This window comes from Sphingomonas sp. (assembly GCF_026460985.1).
Lineage (GTDB): Bacteria > Pseudomonadota > Alphaproteobacteria > Sphingomonadales > Sphingomonadaceae > Sphingomonas.
In genome coordinates this window covers 1-15,969 of sequence record NZ_JAPKNM010000001.1, presented here as the reverse complement: position 1 = coordinate 15,969, position 15,969 = coordinate 1, and the positions used below count along the sequence as shown (strand labels likewise).

Sequence of the window (15,969 nt, the reverse complement as noted above, 5' to 3'; positions counted from 1 at the left end):
ACGCTAGAAGGATACTCGTGGCAATGTCCGCGAGGCTGCGATGAAAGCCGCGCTAGGGACGACCGAGACGGTTAAGTGCATCAAATGCGTTCGCCCTGAGCTTGTCGAAGGGCCGTCCTTATTCTGCCCCCCAAGACGAAGAAGAAGAAGAACGGTGCTTCGACAACCCCGGATCAAGTCCGGGGACGAACGGATGGTTTAACCCTCGCGTTCGATCGGCAGCGCCCAGCGGATCTGGTCGCGGAGCAGCGCCTCGAGATCGTGCGCGCCGGCATTGTAGGCGGCGGCGCGCTTGCGCAGCAGCGTCACGAGCAAAGCGGCACGGTTCTCGGGGCGGTCGGGAGCGGCGCGCCCCTGGGCCACGGCGCGTGAGAGCTTGAGCGAAAGCATCGTCATCCGCGTCACTTGACGGCTTGCGGCTTAGGAAGCGCTTTCGCGACCTGGTTGACGCGGCCTTGACCAATCGGGGGTCGCGAACTTCGCGTCGGCGTGGAGCCGCTTGCGGTTGAAAGCCTGCACCGCGGCGCGCGCGATCCACAATGCCTTCTCCGCCGCGGAAACCGTGACACGCCTATCCCAAGCCGCCGCGCCGTGCCGCTCGACGCGCCGGGCGATGTCGCCATAGATGCCGGCCGCCGCGAGCACGGCCCAGGCGGAGCGGAAGGGCAAGGCCGCCGCGCCGATTCGCGCGCGCGCCTCATATTCGCCCGCGTGCCGCGTCAGCCGCCGTGCGATGCCCGCGAGCGCGGCTCGGTCGGCCATCACGTCGTTGCGTGCGATCCCCGCCTCGCGCAGCCAGTCGGTGGGCAGATAGCAGCGCCCTGCCGCGGCATCCTCGCCGACATCGCGGGCGATGTTGGCGAGCTGGAAGGCGAGCCCGAGATCGCAGGCGCGGTCGAGCAATTCGTCCTCAGCGGGCGGCACGCCGAGCACCACCGCCATCATGCAGCCCACCGCGCCCGCTACATGGTAGCAATAGCGGAGCAGGTCGCCCTCGGTTGCCGGTTGCCAGCCCGCGGTGTCGAGCGCGAAGCCTTCCACCACGTCCCACACATATCCGTGCGGCATGGCGGTCTCCTCGGCGACGATGCGCAGCGCATCGAAGGCTGGATCGCCGACCCACCGGCCTTCGAGCGCCGCCGCGGTGCGCAAGCGGATCGCATCGAGCCGCGCGGCGGCGTCACCGACCTCCATTCTGCCATGTCCATGGTCCTGCCCGTCGACCAGGTCGTCGCAGGCGCGGCACCAGGCATAGAGCAGCCAGGCCCGCTCGCGCGTGGCGCGATCGAACAGCCGGCTTGCCGCCGCGAAGCTCCGCGAGCCTCGCGCAATCGATTCGCCCGCGGTCGCGACGATCGCGTCGCGGGCTGGAGTCACAGCTCCTCGCGCGCCATGCGGATGATCGGCACGGTCGGCTCGAAGCTGGCCATCTTGGCGAGCAGGGCATCGAGGTCGCTTTCGACCAGCAGCAGCCCCTGGTGCTGCGGCCGCAGGAAGCCGACCTGGCCCATATGCCCCCAGAAATCGACGAGCTTGTCGTAATAGCCCGCGATGTTGAGCAGCCCGATCGGATCGGCATGGTAGCCGAGCTGCGCCCAGCTCAGCGCCTCCCACAATTCGTCCATCGTGCCGGTGCCGCCGGGCAGGTTGACGAAGCCGTCGGCAAGGTCGGTGAACAGCTTCTTGCGCTCGTGCATCGTCTCGACGACGTGGAGCTCGGTAAGGCCGCGATGCGCGACTTCGGCGCTGACCAGGGCCTGGGGGATGACGCCGATCACTTCGCCGCCGGCCGCCAGCGCCGAATCGGCGACCGCGCCCATCAGCCCGAGCTTGCCGCCGCCATAGACGACGCCGATGCCGCGCTCGGCAAGGCTGCGGCCCACGTTGCGGGCGGATTCGATATAGACCGGATCGGCCGGAGTGGCCGACCCGCAATAGACAGCGACGCGCTTCATTATTTCAATCCGTCCGTTTCAATCGATCGGCGGCGCATGCCAGAAAATGGCCGGCGCGTAATCCGCTTCCGTCACCGGCCGCCTCCCAGCATCAGCGCCGCGGTCGCCTTGGCGCTTCCGACCACGCCGGGGATGCCCGCGCCCGGATGCGTGCCCGCACCGACGAAATAGAGGTTCGAGATCGAATCGTCGCGATTATGCACCCGGAAATAGGCGCTCTGCGTCAGGATCGGCTCGAGGCTGAACGCCGAGCCGAGATGCGCATGGAGATCGGCCGCGAAATCGGGCGGCGCATAGGAGAATCTGGTGACGATCCTGTCCTTGAGGTCGGGGATCAGCCGGCGGGCAACCTCGGCAAGGATGCGCTCCTCGAGCACCGGCCCCACCTCGCGCCAGTCGGCAGGGAACTTGCCCAGATGCGGCACCGGCGCAAGCGCGTAAAAGGTCGAATGGCCTTCGGGCGCCACGTTCGGATCGGTCGCGCTCGGATGATGGAGATAGAGCGAGAAATCCTCGCTCAGCACACCGTGATCGTAGATGTCCTCGAGCAAGCCCTGGTAGCGCGGTCCGAACAGGACCGAATGGTGCGGGATCTCGGGAAAGGTACCGCGCACGCCGAAATGGACGAGGAAGAGCGAGGGCGAGAAGCGCTTGTGCTCCAGCTTCGATGCCGTGCGCTGGGCGCTGCGCGAATCCTTGAGCAGGGTACGATAGCTGTGGACGATGTCGGCATTGCTGGCGACGGCGTCGACCGCCAGCTCGAAGCCGCTTTCGGTGCTGAGCCCCGTCGCGCGATCGCCGAGCGTGTGGATCGCCGAGACGGCGTCGCCGAGCCGCACCACGCCGCCCAGGCGCTCGAAATGGCGGACCATCCCCGCGACCAGCCGGTTGGTGCCGCCCTGGGCGTACCAGACCCCGCCGGCGCGCTCGAGCTTGTGGATCAGCGCGTAGATCGCGCTCGTCGCCATCGGATTGCCGCCGACCAGCAAGGTGTGGAAGCTCAGCGCCTGGCGCAGCTTCTCGTCCTTCACATAGCTCGACACCATCGAATAGACCGAGCGCCAGGCCTGGTATTTCACCAGCGCCGGCGCGGCGCGGACCATCGAACCGAAATCGAGGAACGCGACATGGCCGAGCTTCTGATAGCCTTCGCGGTACACGCCTTCCGAATATTTGAGGAAGCGCCGATAGCCCGCCACGTCCTCGGGGCTGAGCCGGGCGATCTCGGCGCCCAGTTGCGCGTCGTCGTTCGAATAGTCGAAGGCGGTGCCGTCGGGCCAGGAGAGGCGGTAGAAGGGCGCGACCGGCACCAGCTTCACGTCCTCGGAAATATCGTGCCCGGAGAGCCGCCACAATTCCTGCAGCGCCTCGGGCGCGGTGATCACCGTGGGCCCGGCATCGAAGGTGAAGCCCTCGCGCTCCCAGAAATAGGCGCGCCCGCCGGGCTTGTCGCGCGCCTCGAGGATGGTCGTGTCCACCCCCGCCGATTGCAGGCGGATCGCGAGCGCGAGCCCGCCTATCCCTGCACCGATCACTGCCGCTTTCTTCATTCGACCCCCGTTATCGCGCGCACCGCCCGGCCGATCGGCACCGGCGGCTTGCCCGTCATCACCCGGATCTTGTCGCCCAGGTTCGATCTGGCCGCATAGAAGCGGCGGATCAGCTCTTCGTCCAGTCGATAGAAGCGCTCGAGTATCCGATAGCGTTCCTCGGGCTCGGCCGCCTTGAACAGCATCGCCGCCAGCATCCGGTAGAAACGGCGCCCGCGCCAGGTGCGCCGCGCATGCGCGTGGAGCAGATCGTGCAGCGCCTGCCCCTCGAAATCGCCGGTATCCGCGACCAAGGCGGCGGTGCGCACCGCGTCGGGCAGCGAATAGCCGGTGAGCGGGTGGAACAGCCCGGCGCGCACGCCCGCCTTGGCGACATTGTGCCCGCCCGAACGCCAATATGCCTCGAAATCCCCGCCCATCGCGACGGGAAGCGCCCCCGATTCCTCGCGCGCGATCTTCTCGACCTGCCAGCCTTGCGCGGCGGCGTAGGAATCGATTCGGTCGCCCAGCGTCGCCGCGTCCACTTCCGGGCCGTCGCTGTAATAGGTGTCCTCGACGAAGATCCGGTCGGGGGCGAAGGGCAGGCAATAGGCGAAGCGATAGCCGTCCAGCTGCGCGACCGTCGCGTCCATCACCATCGGGCGCTCGCGCCCGTGCGGCGCGGCGAGGACGAGCTCGCGGCCGAGGAATTTCTGCCAGCCGAGATCGAGCGTCGCGAGGTCGCCCGCGCCGCGGCAATCGATCACGCCCTTCGCCTGCACGCGGTCGCCGTCGGCGAGCACCACCGCGGTGCTGCTCGCGGCGAGCACCTTGCGGCCGAGCAGCACTGCCTCTGCGGGCAGCGCGCTCGTCACCATGCGTTCGAAATGGCGGGAATCGATCGTGTAATAAGGCGACCTGAGCGTTCGCGCATGGCCCGGAAAGGCGACGTCGTAGCGCGTCCAGCCATAAGTGATGAGCGGCGACACCATCCAGCGATGGGCGGGCGCCACGTCGCTCGCGAAGAACGACCAGAAATGATTGCCGCCGAGATGCGACGAGGCTTCGATCAGCCGCAGTTCGGCCTCGGGGTGCTGCTTCTGGACCGCGAGCGCGATCAGCCCCCCGGCAAGACCGCCGCCGACGATGGCGAGGTCGCAGCTGATCGTGGCCGACATCGCCTCGGCCTAGCTGAAGGGCGAAGAGCGTACCAACAAAAACCCTCCCCGGTGGACCGGGGAGGGCAGGAGTGGTGGGAGCGGAGCGATGCGGCCCGCTCCCGGAGCTTTGCCTCAGGCGGCCTTGAGCAGGGGCCATTCCTCGGCCATCGCGCGGGCGACCGAGGGGCGGGTGCGCAGGCGCGTGCGATAGTCGGACAGCACCGGCCAGTCGGCGATCCCCACGCCCGAATGCTCGCACCAGTTGAGCACGCTGAGCAGATAGGCGTCGGCGACGGTGAACCTGTCCTCGAGGAACTCGCGTCCCTCCAGATGCCGCGACAGCACGCCGAAGGGCTTGGCGACACGCGCCAGCGCCGCCGCGCGCTCCTCGGGACCCGCGGTCTTGCCGAGCAGGGGCGTGAACACCGCCTTGTGCAGCTCGGTGCCGGTGAAGTTGAGCCAGGCGAGCATCCGGTAATGCGCGTCCGAGAAGCCGGTGAAGCTCAGCGACCCCTCGGGCGCGAGCTCGGCGATATAGGTGAGCACCGCCGGCCCCTCGGTGAGTACGAAGCCGCCGCGCGTCTCGATCGCGGGGACATAGCCCATCGGGCTGAGCTGGCTGAAATGGCGGCCGTCGGCGAGGCGCCCGTCCGCGGGAACCTGGACGAATTCGGCGTCGAGCTCGGCTTCCTCCAGCGCGATCCGCGCCGCGAGCGAGCAGGCGAAGGGGCGAAAATAGAGCTTCATGACCATTCTCCCTTGATTTCTATACGATCCCGCATAGAAATGTTTGGGTCAAGGATTATTTTGCGGGTTCGCATAAAATGTCGACCAGGACGCGCGGCCGGCCGCGCAGCTTCGACCCCGACCAGGCACTCGGCCGCGCGACCGAGCGCTTCCGCACCTATGGCTTCGCGGGCACGTCGCTCGACGAGCTGTCCGAGGCCACCGGGCTGGCCCGGCCGAGCCTGGCCGCGGCGTTCGGCGACAAGCGCGCTCTGTACATAGCCGCGATCGAGCGGCTCACCGCGCGCGTCGAGCGCCAGCTGCTCCGCCTGGGCGAGGCGAAGCTCCCCTTGCGCGACCTGGTAGAGCGGATCCTGATCGGGAGCATCGACCTGTACCTCACCGGCAGCGACGGCCCCGAGGGGTGCCTGATCATCAACACCGCGGCGACTCAGGCCGCCTCCGACCCGCAGGTCCGCGAGAAGGTCGCCGCGTTCCTCGCGGTCGAGGACGATCGCATCGCCGAACTGCTCGCCGCGGCGGGCAGCCCCGCGCCTGAAGCGCAGGGCCGGCTCGTCGCCTCGATGCTCCATTCGCTGAGCGTCCGCGCCCGCGGCGGCGCGCCGCGCGAGGAGCTCGTGCAGGTGGCGAACGATTGTATCGCGCTGATCGCGGGAGCCGGGCGCTGAGCGTCGCGAGGGCCCCGTCGCGGATGGGGTGACGCCGGGCGCCCCGCGGGTGTAGGCCGGGGTATGGCTCTCGCCATCCTCCTCTCCGCATTCGCGATGACGTTGATCGTCGGGCTGCGCTATCTCGCGGTATCGGGCGCCTTCGCTCTCGCCACGCGGCTCCGGCAACCGGCGCTCTATGCCGGGCTCGAGCGCCAGATCCGCCGCGAGATCGGCTGGAGCCTCGCCTCCGCCGCGATCTACGGCGTGCTGGCGGGCGTGGTCGCCTGGGGCTGGCAGAACCGGGGCTGGACGCGGATCTACACCGACCTGGCCGATTATCCGCTCTGGTACCTCCCCGTCTCGGTGCTGCTCTACCTGATCGCGCACGATGCCTGGTTCTACTGGACGCACCGGCTGATGCACCGCCCGCGCTGGTTCCGCCTCGCGCATGCCGTCCACCATGCCAGCCGCCCGCCCACCGCCTGGGCGGCGATGAGCTTCCATCCCGTCGAGGCCGCGACCGGCGCGGTGGTCATTCCCCTGCTGGTCTTCCTCGTGCCCATCCATGCCGGCGCGTTGGGGCTGGTGCTTGCCGTAATGACGATCATGGGCGTGACCAACCATATGGGCTGGGAGATCTTCCCCCGCTTCGTCCATGGCGGCCCGCTGGGCGCATGGCTGATCACCGCGCGCCACCACCAAAGGCACCACCAATATTACGGCTGCAATTACGGCCTCTATTTCCGCTTCTGGGACCGGCTCTGCGGGACCGACAAGGGGCTCGGCGACTTCGCCGGAACTACTCCCCGTTAGGCAGCGCCGCCCCGCCCGCAGGCATCTTGCGGAACAACGCCTTGTCCTCCGGGCCGAAGCCGAACTTGATGATGACGTAGAGGAAGGTGACCAGGATCGCCGGCATGCCGATGCTCAGCTCGGCCCACTCATAATGTCGGGGAAGCGACATGAAGGCCGAGCCGACCAGCCCCGCCGCGCCGATCGCGACGAAGAAGCTCGGCCGGATGCTCACCACCGGCGCGGCGAGCGTCCGGCGGAGCAGGATCGCCTTCACCGCCGATCCGATCGTCAGCGAGACCGCGAGCGCGAGCGCGGGCCCGGCGGCCTGCACCGGCTCGGACCAGCCCTCGGCGCGCGCGACGAACACGAAGACGAAGCTCAGGGTGATCTGGAGCAGCAGCACCGCGACCGAGATCATCAGATTGCGGTGGCGGACGATGTAGATGAGCGCCGTCTCGCATACCGCGCCGGTGGAGGCGAGGACCTCGGCCACCAGCAGGATGCACATCGCGCCCGCACCGACGACGAATTCGGGGCCGATCAGCCCCATCACGCCCTCGGCGGGAATCGCGAAGACGACGAGGCACGCGGCCTGCGCGCTGACGATCCAGAAGCCGACCTGGCGGACCTGCTTGGCGACGGACTTGCGGTCGTTGTCGGCGAGGCTCTTGGTGACGACGGGGGCGAGGATCGGGTCGAAGCTCGACTTCAGCCGCTGCGGGATCGAGGCGACCTGCTGCGCCATGTAGTAGATGCCGACCACCGAGGGCGCGAACAGCAGCGCGAGGATGAACCGGTCGACGTTGCGCGTCCCCCATTCGATCGCATCGGCACCGGCGAGCGGCGCGTTGCGGCGCGCGAGCGCGGCGATGTCGGACAGGCGGGGCCGCCAGCCGCGCGGCAGGCCATATTCGCGCACGAAGGGCACGACGGATGCCGCGAGTGCCGCTAGCATCGACAGGACATAGGCGTACATCAGCCCGTCGCGCGCCGAGACGAAGGAGAAGCCCCAGGCGGCGATGCTGATCGTCCAGGGCTCGACGATCGCGCGCGCGGTCACCGAGGCGGCGATATTGTGGCGATAGGCGAGCGCCGCGAGCGTCACGTCCGACACCGCCACGGCGAGGACGACCAGGGGCAGCAGCCGCTCGAAGCCGATGACCTGGCTGTTGGGGTACATCGCCTGCGGGAAGGCGATCAGCACCGCGCTGGCGATCAGCGACGCGATCGCCGCGACCGTCACCGCGTCCCACACGACATGCGCGTGCGGCCGCTCGGTCGAGGCAAGCGCCTGGGCCAGCCCGCGCTTGAGCCCGAGCGTGGCGATCAGCGCGGCGACTTCGATCACCAGCACCGCGATCGCATAGCGCCCGACGATGTCCGGACCATAAGCGCGACCCGCGATGAACAGGAAGGGCAGCCGCGCCGCGAGGCGGAGGATGAAGCCGAGGATATTGGTCCGCCCGCCCTTGGCGAGGGCGTTGATGTCCTCGGTGGACGTGGATTGGGTCAATGCGCCGCGCCCCAACTCGGGCCCACCCCGATCTCGACGCCGAGCGGCACGGTGAGCTTGATCGCCGGCTCGGCGGCGGTCGCCATCACGCGCTCGATCACCGGTTTCGCCTTCTCGACGTCGCCCTCGGGCAGCTCGAAGACGAGTTCGTCGTGCACCTGCATCAGCATGCGGACGTTGGGCAGCCCGGCCTCGACGAGCGCCGGGCCCATCCGTGCCATCGCGCGCTTGATGATGTCGGCGCAGGTGCCCTGGATCGGCGCGTTGATCGCCGCGCGCTCGCTGCCCGCGCGCTCATTGGGATTGGACGCCTTGATCCGCGGGAAATGCGTCTTCCGGCCGAACAAGGTGGTGGTGTAGCCGCGTGCCTTGGCCTCGTTGAGCGTGTCGGCGATATAGCGGTTGATGCCGGGGAAGCGCTCGAAATAGCGGTTGATCATCGCCTGCGCCTCGTCGGGCGTGACATCGAGCCGGCCGGCAAGGCCCCAGCGCGAGATGCCGTAGAGGATCGCGAAGTTGATCGTCTTGGCGCGCCCGCGGGTGTCGCGGTTCACCTCGCCGAACAGTTCCATCGCGGTCATGTTGTGGATGTCGTCGCCATTCTCGAACGCGGTGCGCAGCGCGGGCACGTCGGCGATGTGCGCGGCGAGGCGCAGTTCGATCTGCGAATAGTCGGCGGACAGGATCACGTTGCCCGGCTCGGCGACGAACGCGTCGCGGATCTGCCGGCCCACTTCGGTGCGGATCGGGATGTTCTGGAGGTTGGGGTCGGTCGACGAAAGCCGCCCGGTCTGCGCGCCGGTGAGGCTGTAGCTGGTGTGGACGCGCCCCGTCTCGGGGTTGATCTGCGCCTGGAGCGCGTCGGTATAGGTCGATTTGAGCTTGGTCAGCTGGCGCCAGTCGAGCACCTTGACCACCATCTCGCGCCCGGGCGAATCCTTGTCCGCGGCGATGCGCTCGAGCTCGTTGACGTCGGTCGAATAGACTCCCGACTTGCCCTTGCGGCCGCCCTTGATCCCCATCTTGTCGAACAGCACGTCGCCCAATTGCTTGGGGCTGCCGATGGTGAACTTGAACCCGGCGATGGCGTGGATCTCTTCCTCGAGGCTCGCGATCTGCTTCGAGAAATCCTCGGAGAGCTTCGCCAGCACGCCCGCATCGACCTTGACGCCTGCGCGCTCCATGCCGGCGATCACCGCGACGAGCGGGCGATCGACCATCTCGTAGACGCGCGTCGCGCTCTCATAAGCGAGCCGCGGCTTGAACCGCCGCCACAGCCTGAGCGTCACGTCGGCATCCTCGGCGGCGTAGCGCGTCGCGGCCTTGAGATCGACTTCGTGGAAGCCGAGCTGGTTCTTCCCCGTGCCGACCACGTCCTTGTAGGCGATGCAGCTGTGCGACAGATGCGTCGCGGCGAGCTCGTCCATGCCGTGGCCGTGCAGCCCCGCGTCGAGATCGAAGCTCATCACGATCGTGTCGTCATAGGGCGCGACCTGGATCCCGCAGCGATCGAGCACGATCATGTCGTACTTCAGATTGTGCCCGATCTTGAGCACGGCGGGGTCCTCGAGCAGCGCCTTCAGCCGCGAGAGGGCGGCGTCGCGATCGATCTGCACCGGCTTCTCGGCGAACATGTCGCTGCCGCCATGGCCGAGGGGCACGTAGCACGCCTTGTTGGGCGTTAGCGCCATGCTCACCCCGACCAGCTCGGCGCGCGTCGCGTCGACGCCGGTGGTCTCGGTGTCGATCGCGACGAAGCCCTGGTGCCGCGCCGCCTCGATCCACTGGTCGAGCGCGGCCGGATCGGTCACCGTTTCATAGGCGTCGTGGTCGCAGGGTGGATCCTCGGGCAGGCCTGGCGTCTCGTGCGTCTCGACCGGCGCGTCGGCCACCGCGGCGAGCCGGTTGAGCAGGGTCCGGAAGCCGTGATGCTCGAGAAAGGCGCGCAGCGGCGCGTCGGGAATGCCCTTCAATTCGAGCTCGTCGAGCGGATCGGGCAGCGGCACGTCGCAGCTCAGTTCGACCAGCTTGCGGGAGAGCCGCGCCATCTCGGCATGCTCGATCAGATTGTCGCGCAATTTACCCGGCTTCATCGCCGGCGCCGCGGCGAGCACCGCCTCGACATCGCCATGCTCGAGGATCAGCTTGGCTGCGGTCTTGGGGCCGACGCCGGGGACTCCGGGGACATTGTCGACGCTGTCGCCCATCAATGCGAGCACTTCGCCGAGCTTCTCGGGGCCCACGCCGAACTTCGCCTCGGTGTCGGCGGGACCCAGCCGGCGATTGTTCATCGTGTCGAGCATGTCGACCGACGGATCGGTCATCAGCTGCATCAGGTCCTTGTCGGAGCTGACGATGGTGACCGACCAGCCCTGCGCCAACGCCGCCTTGGTGTAGCTCGCGATCAGGTCGTCGGCTTCCCAGCCGGCTTCCTCGATGCACGGTAGCGAGAAGGCGCGGGTGGCATCGCGGATCATCGGGAACTGGGGGACGAGATCCTCGGGCGCGGGCGGGCGGTGCGCCTTGTACTGGTCGTACATCTCGTTGCGGAAGGTGTGCTCGCTCTTGTCGAGGATCACCGCCATGTGCGTCGGCCCGTCGGCCTTGTTGAGCTCGTCGACGAGTTTCCACAGCATCGTCGTATAGCCATAGACCGCGCCGACCGGCTCGCCATGCTTGTTGGTGAGCGGCGGCAGCCGGTGATAGGCGCGGAAGATGTAGCCGGAGCCGTCGACGAGATAGAGATGGGGCATCGGCGCCGGGATAGCCGAGCGGGCGGGCGGAACAAAGCCCCAAGCGGCCGTTCCGCCCGCCGCGCGTTCAGGCCATCACGACATTCTCGAGCGTGAAGACGAACGCGGTCGCGTTGGGCCCGGAGCCGCCGCCGGTCATCACGATGTCCGCGCTGACGAGGCCGAGCAGCGAGATCTCGGTGTTGATGTTGGAGATGATCGCCGAGTTCATCACCTGGCCTTGCTGGACCTGCGAGGCGACGCCGATCCAGATCGTCGGCGTGAAGTCGAAGACCGCCATCTGCTGGGGCGCGATGCTGGTCTTGATCGCGAACAGCCTGCCGTCCTTGTAGATATTCGCGTTCACCGCGCCCCGCGGGAGCTCGTTGAGCAGCTGGATTTCCGTCGGCGACGTCGCCGGGCCCCGAGCGACCAGCTGGTCGCCCGAGGTGGTGAGCGCCATCGCGAATCGCTGTCCGCGCGGCGCATTCTGCTGCGGCGTATAATTGCCCCAGCTGTCGCTCGCGCCGATCGTCTGGGCCATCGGATAGGTGAAGGGGTGATTGTCGCCCTGGCCGCAATATTTGATCACCGTCCAGGCGATCGCGAGCTCGTCATAGCTGGTCGCCACATTCTTCCCGAAGATGACGATCTCGCTGTTGTTGGCGTCGTTCGACAGGTTGATGAAGTTGAGTTTGACGCCCTGCGATGCGTCACCGGCCGATGCGAGAAGCGACGCGGCCTCGCTCTCGACGATCACGGCTTCGGACATATTGCTGTTATTCGATTCGTTGAGATTCGGGGTGTCGCCCATCGATCCGCTCCCTGTTCGTGCGCTCTCATCTGACGCCCGAATTGTGACGATGGCGATACGAGCGTTGGTTTACGTCGCGTCATGGAAGATGATGCCGAGCGTGTGGCGCGATCCGCTGCGGATCGCGCTCACCCCGTGGCGCATCGTCACGCGATAGTCGCCGCGGCTGCCCTTCACCGGGCGCTGGCTGACCGCGAACGCCACCGCATCGCCCTGCGCGAGCGGCACCACCGCGGCGCGCGACTGCATGCGTGGGCGCTGCTCGGTGAGGACGAACTCGCCGCCCGTAAAGTCGCGCCCCGGCGCCGAGAGCAGCACCGCGACCTGGAGCGGGAAGACGTGCGCGCCGTACAGGTCCTGGTGCAGGCAATTATAGTCGCCCGGCCCGTAACGGAGCAGCAGCGGCGTCGGGCGCACCTGGCCGGCGGCGTGGCACTGGGCGAGCCAGTCGGCATGGGCGGCGGGGAAGCGCCGCTCGATACCCATGCGCGCGTGCCAGCGATTCGCGATGGCGGCGAGGGGTGGATAGAGCCGGGTGCGCAGCGCCTGCACGGGACCGGGCAGGGGATAGGCGAAGTAGCGATACTCGCCCCGGCCGAAGCCGTGCCGCGCCATGATCACCTGGCTGCGGAAGCGCCGGGGATCGTCGTACAGCGCCGCGACTTCGCCGCAGGCGGCGGGGTCGAGCAGCCCGGGAAGCACTGCCCAGCCCTGGGTGTCGAGGGCGTCGGCGGCGGAAGTCCAGTCGATGTCGTGGTGCATGATGCGGACCTAGTCCGATCGATCAGGCCATGCCTTCCGTTGCTTGCGCTCTAACCAAGGAACGTCAATGCGCGGCCACGTCGTCCGCCATGATCGCGCCGTCTGACGGGCGATGATGCGCGACGATCGCGCTCGCCACCGCCTGCATCAGCAGCTGGCGCTCGCGGATCGGCCGCGTCGTGTCGCCGATCATCACCGCGACGGCGTAGGAGCGCCCGTCGGGAGCGGTGAGGATGCCGACATCGTTGAAGCCGGCGGTGCGCCCGCCGAGGTCCTGGCCGGTGCCGGTCTTGTGGCCATAGGCCCAGCCCGGCGGGACCGCGCCGCGCACCCGCGCCTTGCCGGTCTTGGCGCCGCCCATGGTGGCGAGCAGCCAGTCGGTCGAGCTCGCCGAGAGCAGTTCGCCGCGCTTCAGCCGGGCGAGCGCATCGGCGATCGACGCCGCCGCCGCGCCGTCGGGCGGATCCTTGACGTAGGATTCGAAGGCGGCGCGCCGCACCGCGGGCGAGAGCCGCGAGCGGGCCACCGCGAAGGCGTTGCCCATCGAATATTCGGGCCGCCATTCGAGCCCGGCGGTGCCCGCCTGGAGCAGTTTCTCGCCGGGGCCGAAGCGGATCGCGCCGAGCTGTTTCCGCGCGATGAAGTCGCGCACCGCCCGCGGGCCGCCGACCAGGCGCAGCAGCTTGTCGTTGCAGGTGTTGTCGCTCATCTGCATCGCGCGGCGCATGATCTCGGCGACGTTGCTGGCATAGCCGGTGTCGCCCTTCACCAGATAGGCGACGGGCTGGTGGAACAAGGTGAAGTCCGAGCGGGTGATCGTCAGCGGATCCTCGAGCCGCACCACGCCGCGATCGACCGCGTCGAGCACGGTCATCGCCACCCACAGCTTGCTCACGCTCTGCTGCGGAAGCGGACGGGCGGCGGCGGTGTTGCTGGCGATCCAGCCATCGTCGACGCTCGTCACCGCGACGCCGACCAGCCCGCTGAAGTTGCGGGTGATGCCGTCGATCGACGCCACCAGGTCGATCGGCGCGGGCGGACGCGGCTGGGCGGGCCGGGCAGTCGCGGCCGGGAAGGGCATCAGCACGCTGTAGCTGGGCGCCGGCAGATAGGCGGCGAGCTGGGTATCCTCGTGCACCGCGCAGCCGAGCAGCATCGCCGGGCCCAGCCCCGCGACGGTCAACGCCCGCTCCAGTTTCGAGAAACCCTTAATTTTCTTCACAAATGCAGCCCCTTGCCCACATCCAACATGCGGCGAACGTCACTCGCTTCAAAGTCCGGGCGCCCGGCGATGCGACGAATCCGGCAGCGATAGCGACGAAACGTGAACGGAGCGGAAACCCGCAGGCCGTTAACCCTAAGTTCGCAGCAAAACGAATGCTTTGCCATGCGGGTAAACCCCTTAAGGTACCAGCACCGTATCCACCGCCAGGTCGAGCGTCTCGGGATAGTCGAGCGTATAGTGCAGCCCCCGGCTCTCCTTGCGGTGGAGCGCCGAGCGGACGATCAGGTCTGCGCTTTCGAGCAGGTTGCGCAGCTCGATCAGGTCGGCGGTGACGCGGAAATGGCCGTAATAGTCGTTCACTTCGCCGCGCAGCATCTGGATGCGGTGCTGGGCGCGCTCGAGCCGCTTGGTCGAGCGGACGATGCCGACATAGTTCCACATGAAGCGGCGGATCTCGGTCCAGTTCTGCTTGATCACCACTTCCTCGTCGGAATCGGTGACGCGGCTCTCGTCCCAGGGCCGGATCGCCGGCGGCGGCGCGAGATCGCCCCAATTGGCGGCGATGTGGTTCGCCACCGCCTCGCCGAAGACGAAGCATTCGAGCAGCGAATTGGAGGCGAGGCGATTGGCGCCGTGCAGCCCCGACTGGCTGACCTCGCCCGCGGCATAGAGGTTGGGCAGGTCGGTCCGCCCGTCGCGGTCGATCACCACGCCGCCGCAGGTGTAGTGCTGGGCGGGCACCACCGGGATCGGGCCCGTCGTCATGTCGATGTCGAGGTCGATCAGCCGGGCATAGATGGTCGGGAAGTGCTGCTTCACGAAATCCGGGCCCATATGGCTGATGTCGAGATGGACGCAATCGAGGCCGAAGCGCTTGATCTCCGCGTCGATCGCCCGGGCGACGATGTCGCGCGGCGCCAGCTCGAGCCGGGGATCGTAATAGGGCATGAAGCGCTTGGCCGTGAGCGGGTTGATCAACTGCCCGCCTTCGCCGCGCACCGCCTCGGTGATCAGGAAGTTCTTGACGTCGAGATTGTAGAGGCAGGTCGGGTGGAACTGCATGAACTCCATGTTGGAGATGCGGCACCCGGCGCGCCACGCCATCGCGATCCCGTCGCCGGTCGCGCCCCTGGGCGCGGTCGAGAAGAGATAGGTGCGGCCCGCGCCGCCGGTGGCGAGCACGGTGGCGTTGGCGGTGAACAGCTCCACCCGGTTGGTCGCGCGGTTGAAGGCATAGACGCCCCAGACGTTGCCGGCGCCCGAATAGCGTTCCTCGTGCCGGCTGGTGGCGAGGTCGATCACCACCATGTCGGGGACGAGGGTGATGTTCGGATTGGCGCGCGCGGCCTTGAGCAGGGCTTCCTGCACCGCCCAGCCGGTCGCGTCGTCGACATGGACGATGCGGCGATGGCTGTGCCCGCCCTCGCGGGTGAGGTGGAGCGAATTGCCGTCGGTGTTGAACGGCACCCCCAGCTCGGCCAGCCGCTCGATCGCCGCGGGGGCGTTCTCGACCACCATCTCGACGGTCGCGCGGTCGTTGAGCCCGGCGCCGGCGACCATCGTATCCTCGATATGGTTCTCGAAGCTGTCGCCGGGCTCGAGCACCGCGGCGATCCCGCCCTGCGCCCAGGCGGTCGACCCTTCGTTGAGCGCGCCCTTGGCGAGCACGGTGACCCGGAAGCGCGCGGCCAGGTTGAGCGCCGCGGTGAGCCCCGCCGCACCCGAGCCGATGACGAGGATGTCGCTGATATGAGGATCGTCGGCCATGTCTCTTCCGCTATTTCGCCTACCGCCTAGGCGCTGGGCGGGGCCGCTGGCAACGACGGAGCGATATGCGCCGCCAAAGCCCGGGTTTGGGGGGAGCCAACCAAAGGGTTGGCAATCCGGCGACGCCAACCTTCTGGTTGGATCGGGAAAGCGCGGATTTGCGCGGTTTCCGGGCATCTCCGGCGATCCGGCGGTGGACGAAGTTTACCCGTCCTACGCGCGCGCGGGGTGGGCGGCAGGGCGGAGGCGGGGTTCGGGTGGGCTTGCTGGTCGGGCATATTCGAACGGAAGCAGAACAAATCCTACATTGCCAGGGTTTG

The 15,969-nt window shown here is 68.0% G+C and carries 15 protein-coding genes; 2 read left to right on the top strand and 13 right to left on the bottom strand.

Going from position 1 to position 15,969, the window contains the following annotated elements; genetic code table 11:
* Nucleotides 1-198: 198 nt before the first annotated feature.
* From MT490_RS00075 to MT490_RS00050, 6 genes are all read right to left on the bottom strand, one after another.
* Nucleotides 199-396 carry a hypothetical protein gene (locus MT490_RS00075; RefSeq protein WP_297383125.1) on the bottom strand — a complete coding sequence of 66 codons (198 nt, stop codon included), beginning with the start codon at nucleotides 394-396 and terminating at the stop codon, nucleotides 199-201.
* Nucleotides 397-420: 24 nt separating this feature from the next.
* Nucleotides 421-1,377 carry a phytoene/squalene synthase family protein gene (locus tag MT490_RS00070; RefSeq protein ID WP_297383124.1) on the bottom strand — a complete coding sequence of 319 codons (957 nt, stop codon included), beginning with the start codon at nucleotides 1,375-1,377 and terminating at the stop codon, nucleotides 421-423.
* Nucleotides 1,374-1,955 (bottom strand): TIGR00730 family Rossman fold protein, encoded by a 582-nt coding sequence (locus MT490_RS00065; RefSeq protein ID WP_297383123.1) that lies wholly within the window; start codon nucleotides 1,953-1,955, stop codon nucleotides 1,374-1,376. The genes MT490_RS00070 and MT490_RS00065 overlap by 4 nt, the downstream gene beginning before the upstream one ends.
* A 71-nt stretch (nucleotides 1,956-2,026) precedes the next feature.
* A complete protein-coding gene (locus tag MT490_RS00060; protein WP_297383122.1) occupies nucleotides 2,027-3,505 on the bottom strand; it encodes a phytoene desaturase in 1,479 nt (492 codons plus the stop codon).
* Nucleotides 3,502-4,662: a lycopene beta-cyclase CrtY gene (crtY, locus tag MT490_RS00055; protein ID WP_297383121.1), complete on the bottom strand. Its 1,161-nt coding sequence runs from the start codon at nucleotides 4,660-4,662 to the stop codon at nucleotides 3,502-3,504. Before crtY ends, MT490_RS00060 begins: the two co-directional genes overlap by 4 nt.
* Nucleotides 4,663-4,776: 114 nt before the next feature.
* A complete protein-coding gene (locus MT490_RS00050; protein ID WP_297383120.1) occupies nucleotides 4,777-5,391 on the bottom strand; it encodes a glutathione binding-like protein in 615 nt (204 codons plus the stop codon).
* Nucleotides 5,392-5,468: 77 nt separating this feature from the next.
* Between MT490_RS00050 and MT490_RS00045 the strand changes: the two genes are divergently transcribed.
* Both MT490_RS00045 and MT490_RS00040 read left to right on the top strand, forming a co-directional pair.
* Entirely contained in the window at nucleotides 5,469-6,059 is a 591-nt protein-coding gene (locus MT490_RS00045; protein ID WP_297383119.1) for a TetR family transcriptional regulator, read from the top strand.
* Nucleotides 6,060-6,122: 63 nt separating this feature from the next.
* A complete protein-coding gene (locus tag MT490_RS00040) occupies nucleotides 6,123-6,854 on the top strand; it encodes a sterol desaturase family protein (protein ID WP_297383118.1) in 732 nt (243 codons plus the stop codon).
* Here the strand turns inward: MT490_RS00040 and MT490_RS00035 are convergent.
* From MT490_RS00035 to nadB, 7 genes are all read right to left on the bottom strand, one after another.
* Nucleotides 6,841-8,349 carry a lipopolysaccharide biosynthesis protein gene (locus MT490_RS00035; protein WP_297383117.1) on the bottom strand — a complete coding sequence of 503 codons (1,509 nt, stop codon included), beginning with the start codon at nucleotides 8,347-8,349 and terminating at the stop codon, nucleotides 6,841-6,843. The two genes, MT490_RS00040 and MT490_RS00035, sit on opposite strands and share 14 nt — an antisense overlap.
* The gene (gene polA, locus MT490_RS00030) at nucleotides 8,346-11,102 is read right to left on the bottom strand and encodes a DNA polymerase I (RefSeq protein ID WP_297383116.1); all 2,757 of its coding nucleotides are present in this window, start codon (nucleotides 11,100-11,102) and stop codon (nucleotides 8,346-8,348) included. Before polA ends, MT490_RS00035 begins: the two co-directional genes overlap by 4 nt.
* Before the next feature lie 67 nt (nucleotides 11,103-11,169).
* Nucleotides 11,170-11,895, bottom strand: coding sequence for a hypothetical protein (locus tag MT490_RS00025; protein ID WP_297383114.1), 726 nt, complete (start codon nucleotides 11,893-11,895; stop codon nucleotides 11,170-11,172).
* A 69-nt stretch (nucleotides 11,896-11,964) separates the two neighbouring features.
* Nucleotides 11,965-12,657: a 2OG-Fe(II) oxygenase gene (locus MT490_RS00020; protein ID WP_297383113.1), complete on the bottom strand. Its 693-nt coding sequence runs from the start codon at nucleotides 12,655-12,657 to the stop codon at nucleotides 11,965-11,967.
* Nucleotides 12,658-12,721: 64 nt separating this feature from the next.
* On the bottom strand, nucleotides 12,722-13,879 hold the full coding sequence (locus tag MT490_RS00015; protein WP_297383111.1) for a serine hydrolase: 1,158 nt from the start codon (nucleotides 13,877-13,879) through the stop codon (nucleotides 12,722-12,724).
* Entirely contained in the window at nucleotides 13,876-14,046 is a 171-nt protein-coding gene (locus MT490_RS00010; protein WP_297383110.1) for a hypothetical protein, read from the bottom strand. The genes MT490_RS00015 and MT490_RS00010 overlap by 4 nt, the downstream gene beginning before the upstream one ends.
* Nucleotides 14,047-14,059: 13 nt before the next feature.
* Nucleotides 14,060-15,649, bottom strand: a complete 1,590-nt coding sequence (nadB, locus tag MT490_RS00005) for an L-aspartate oxidase (RefSeq protein WP_297383109.1) — start codon at nucleotides 15,647-15,649, stop codon at nucleotides 14,060-14,062.
* Nucleotides 15,650-15,969 lie beyond the last annotated feature (320 nt).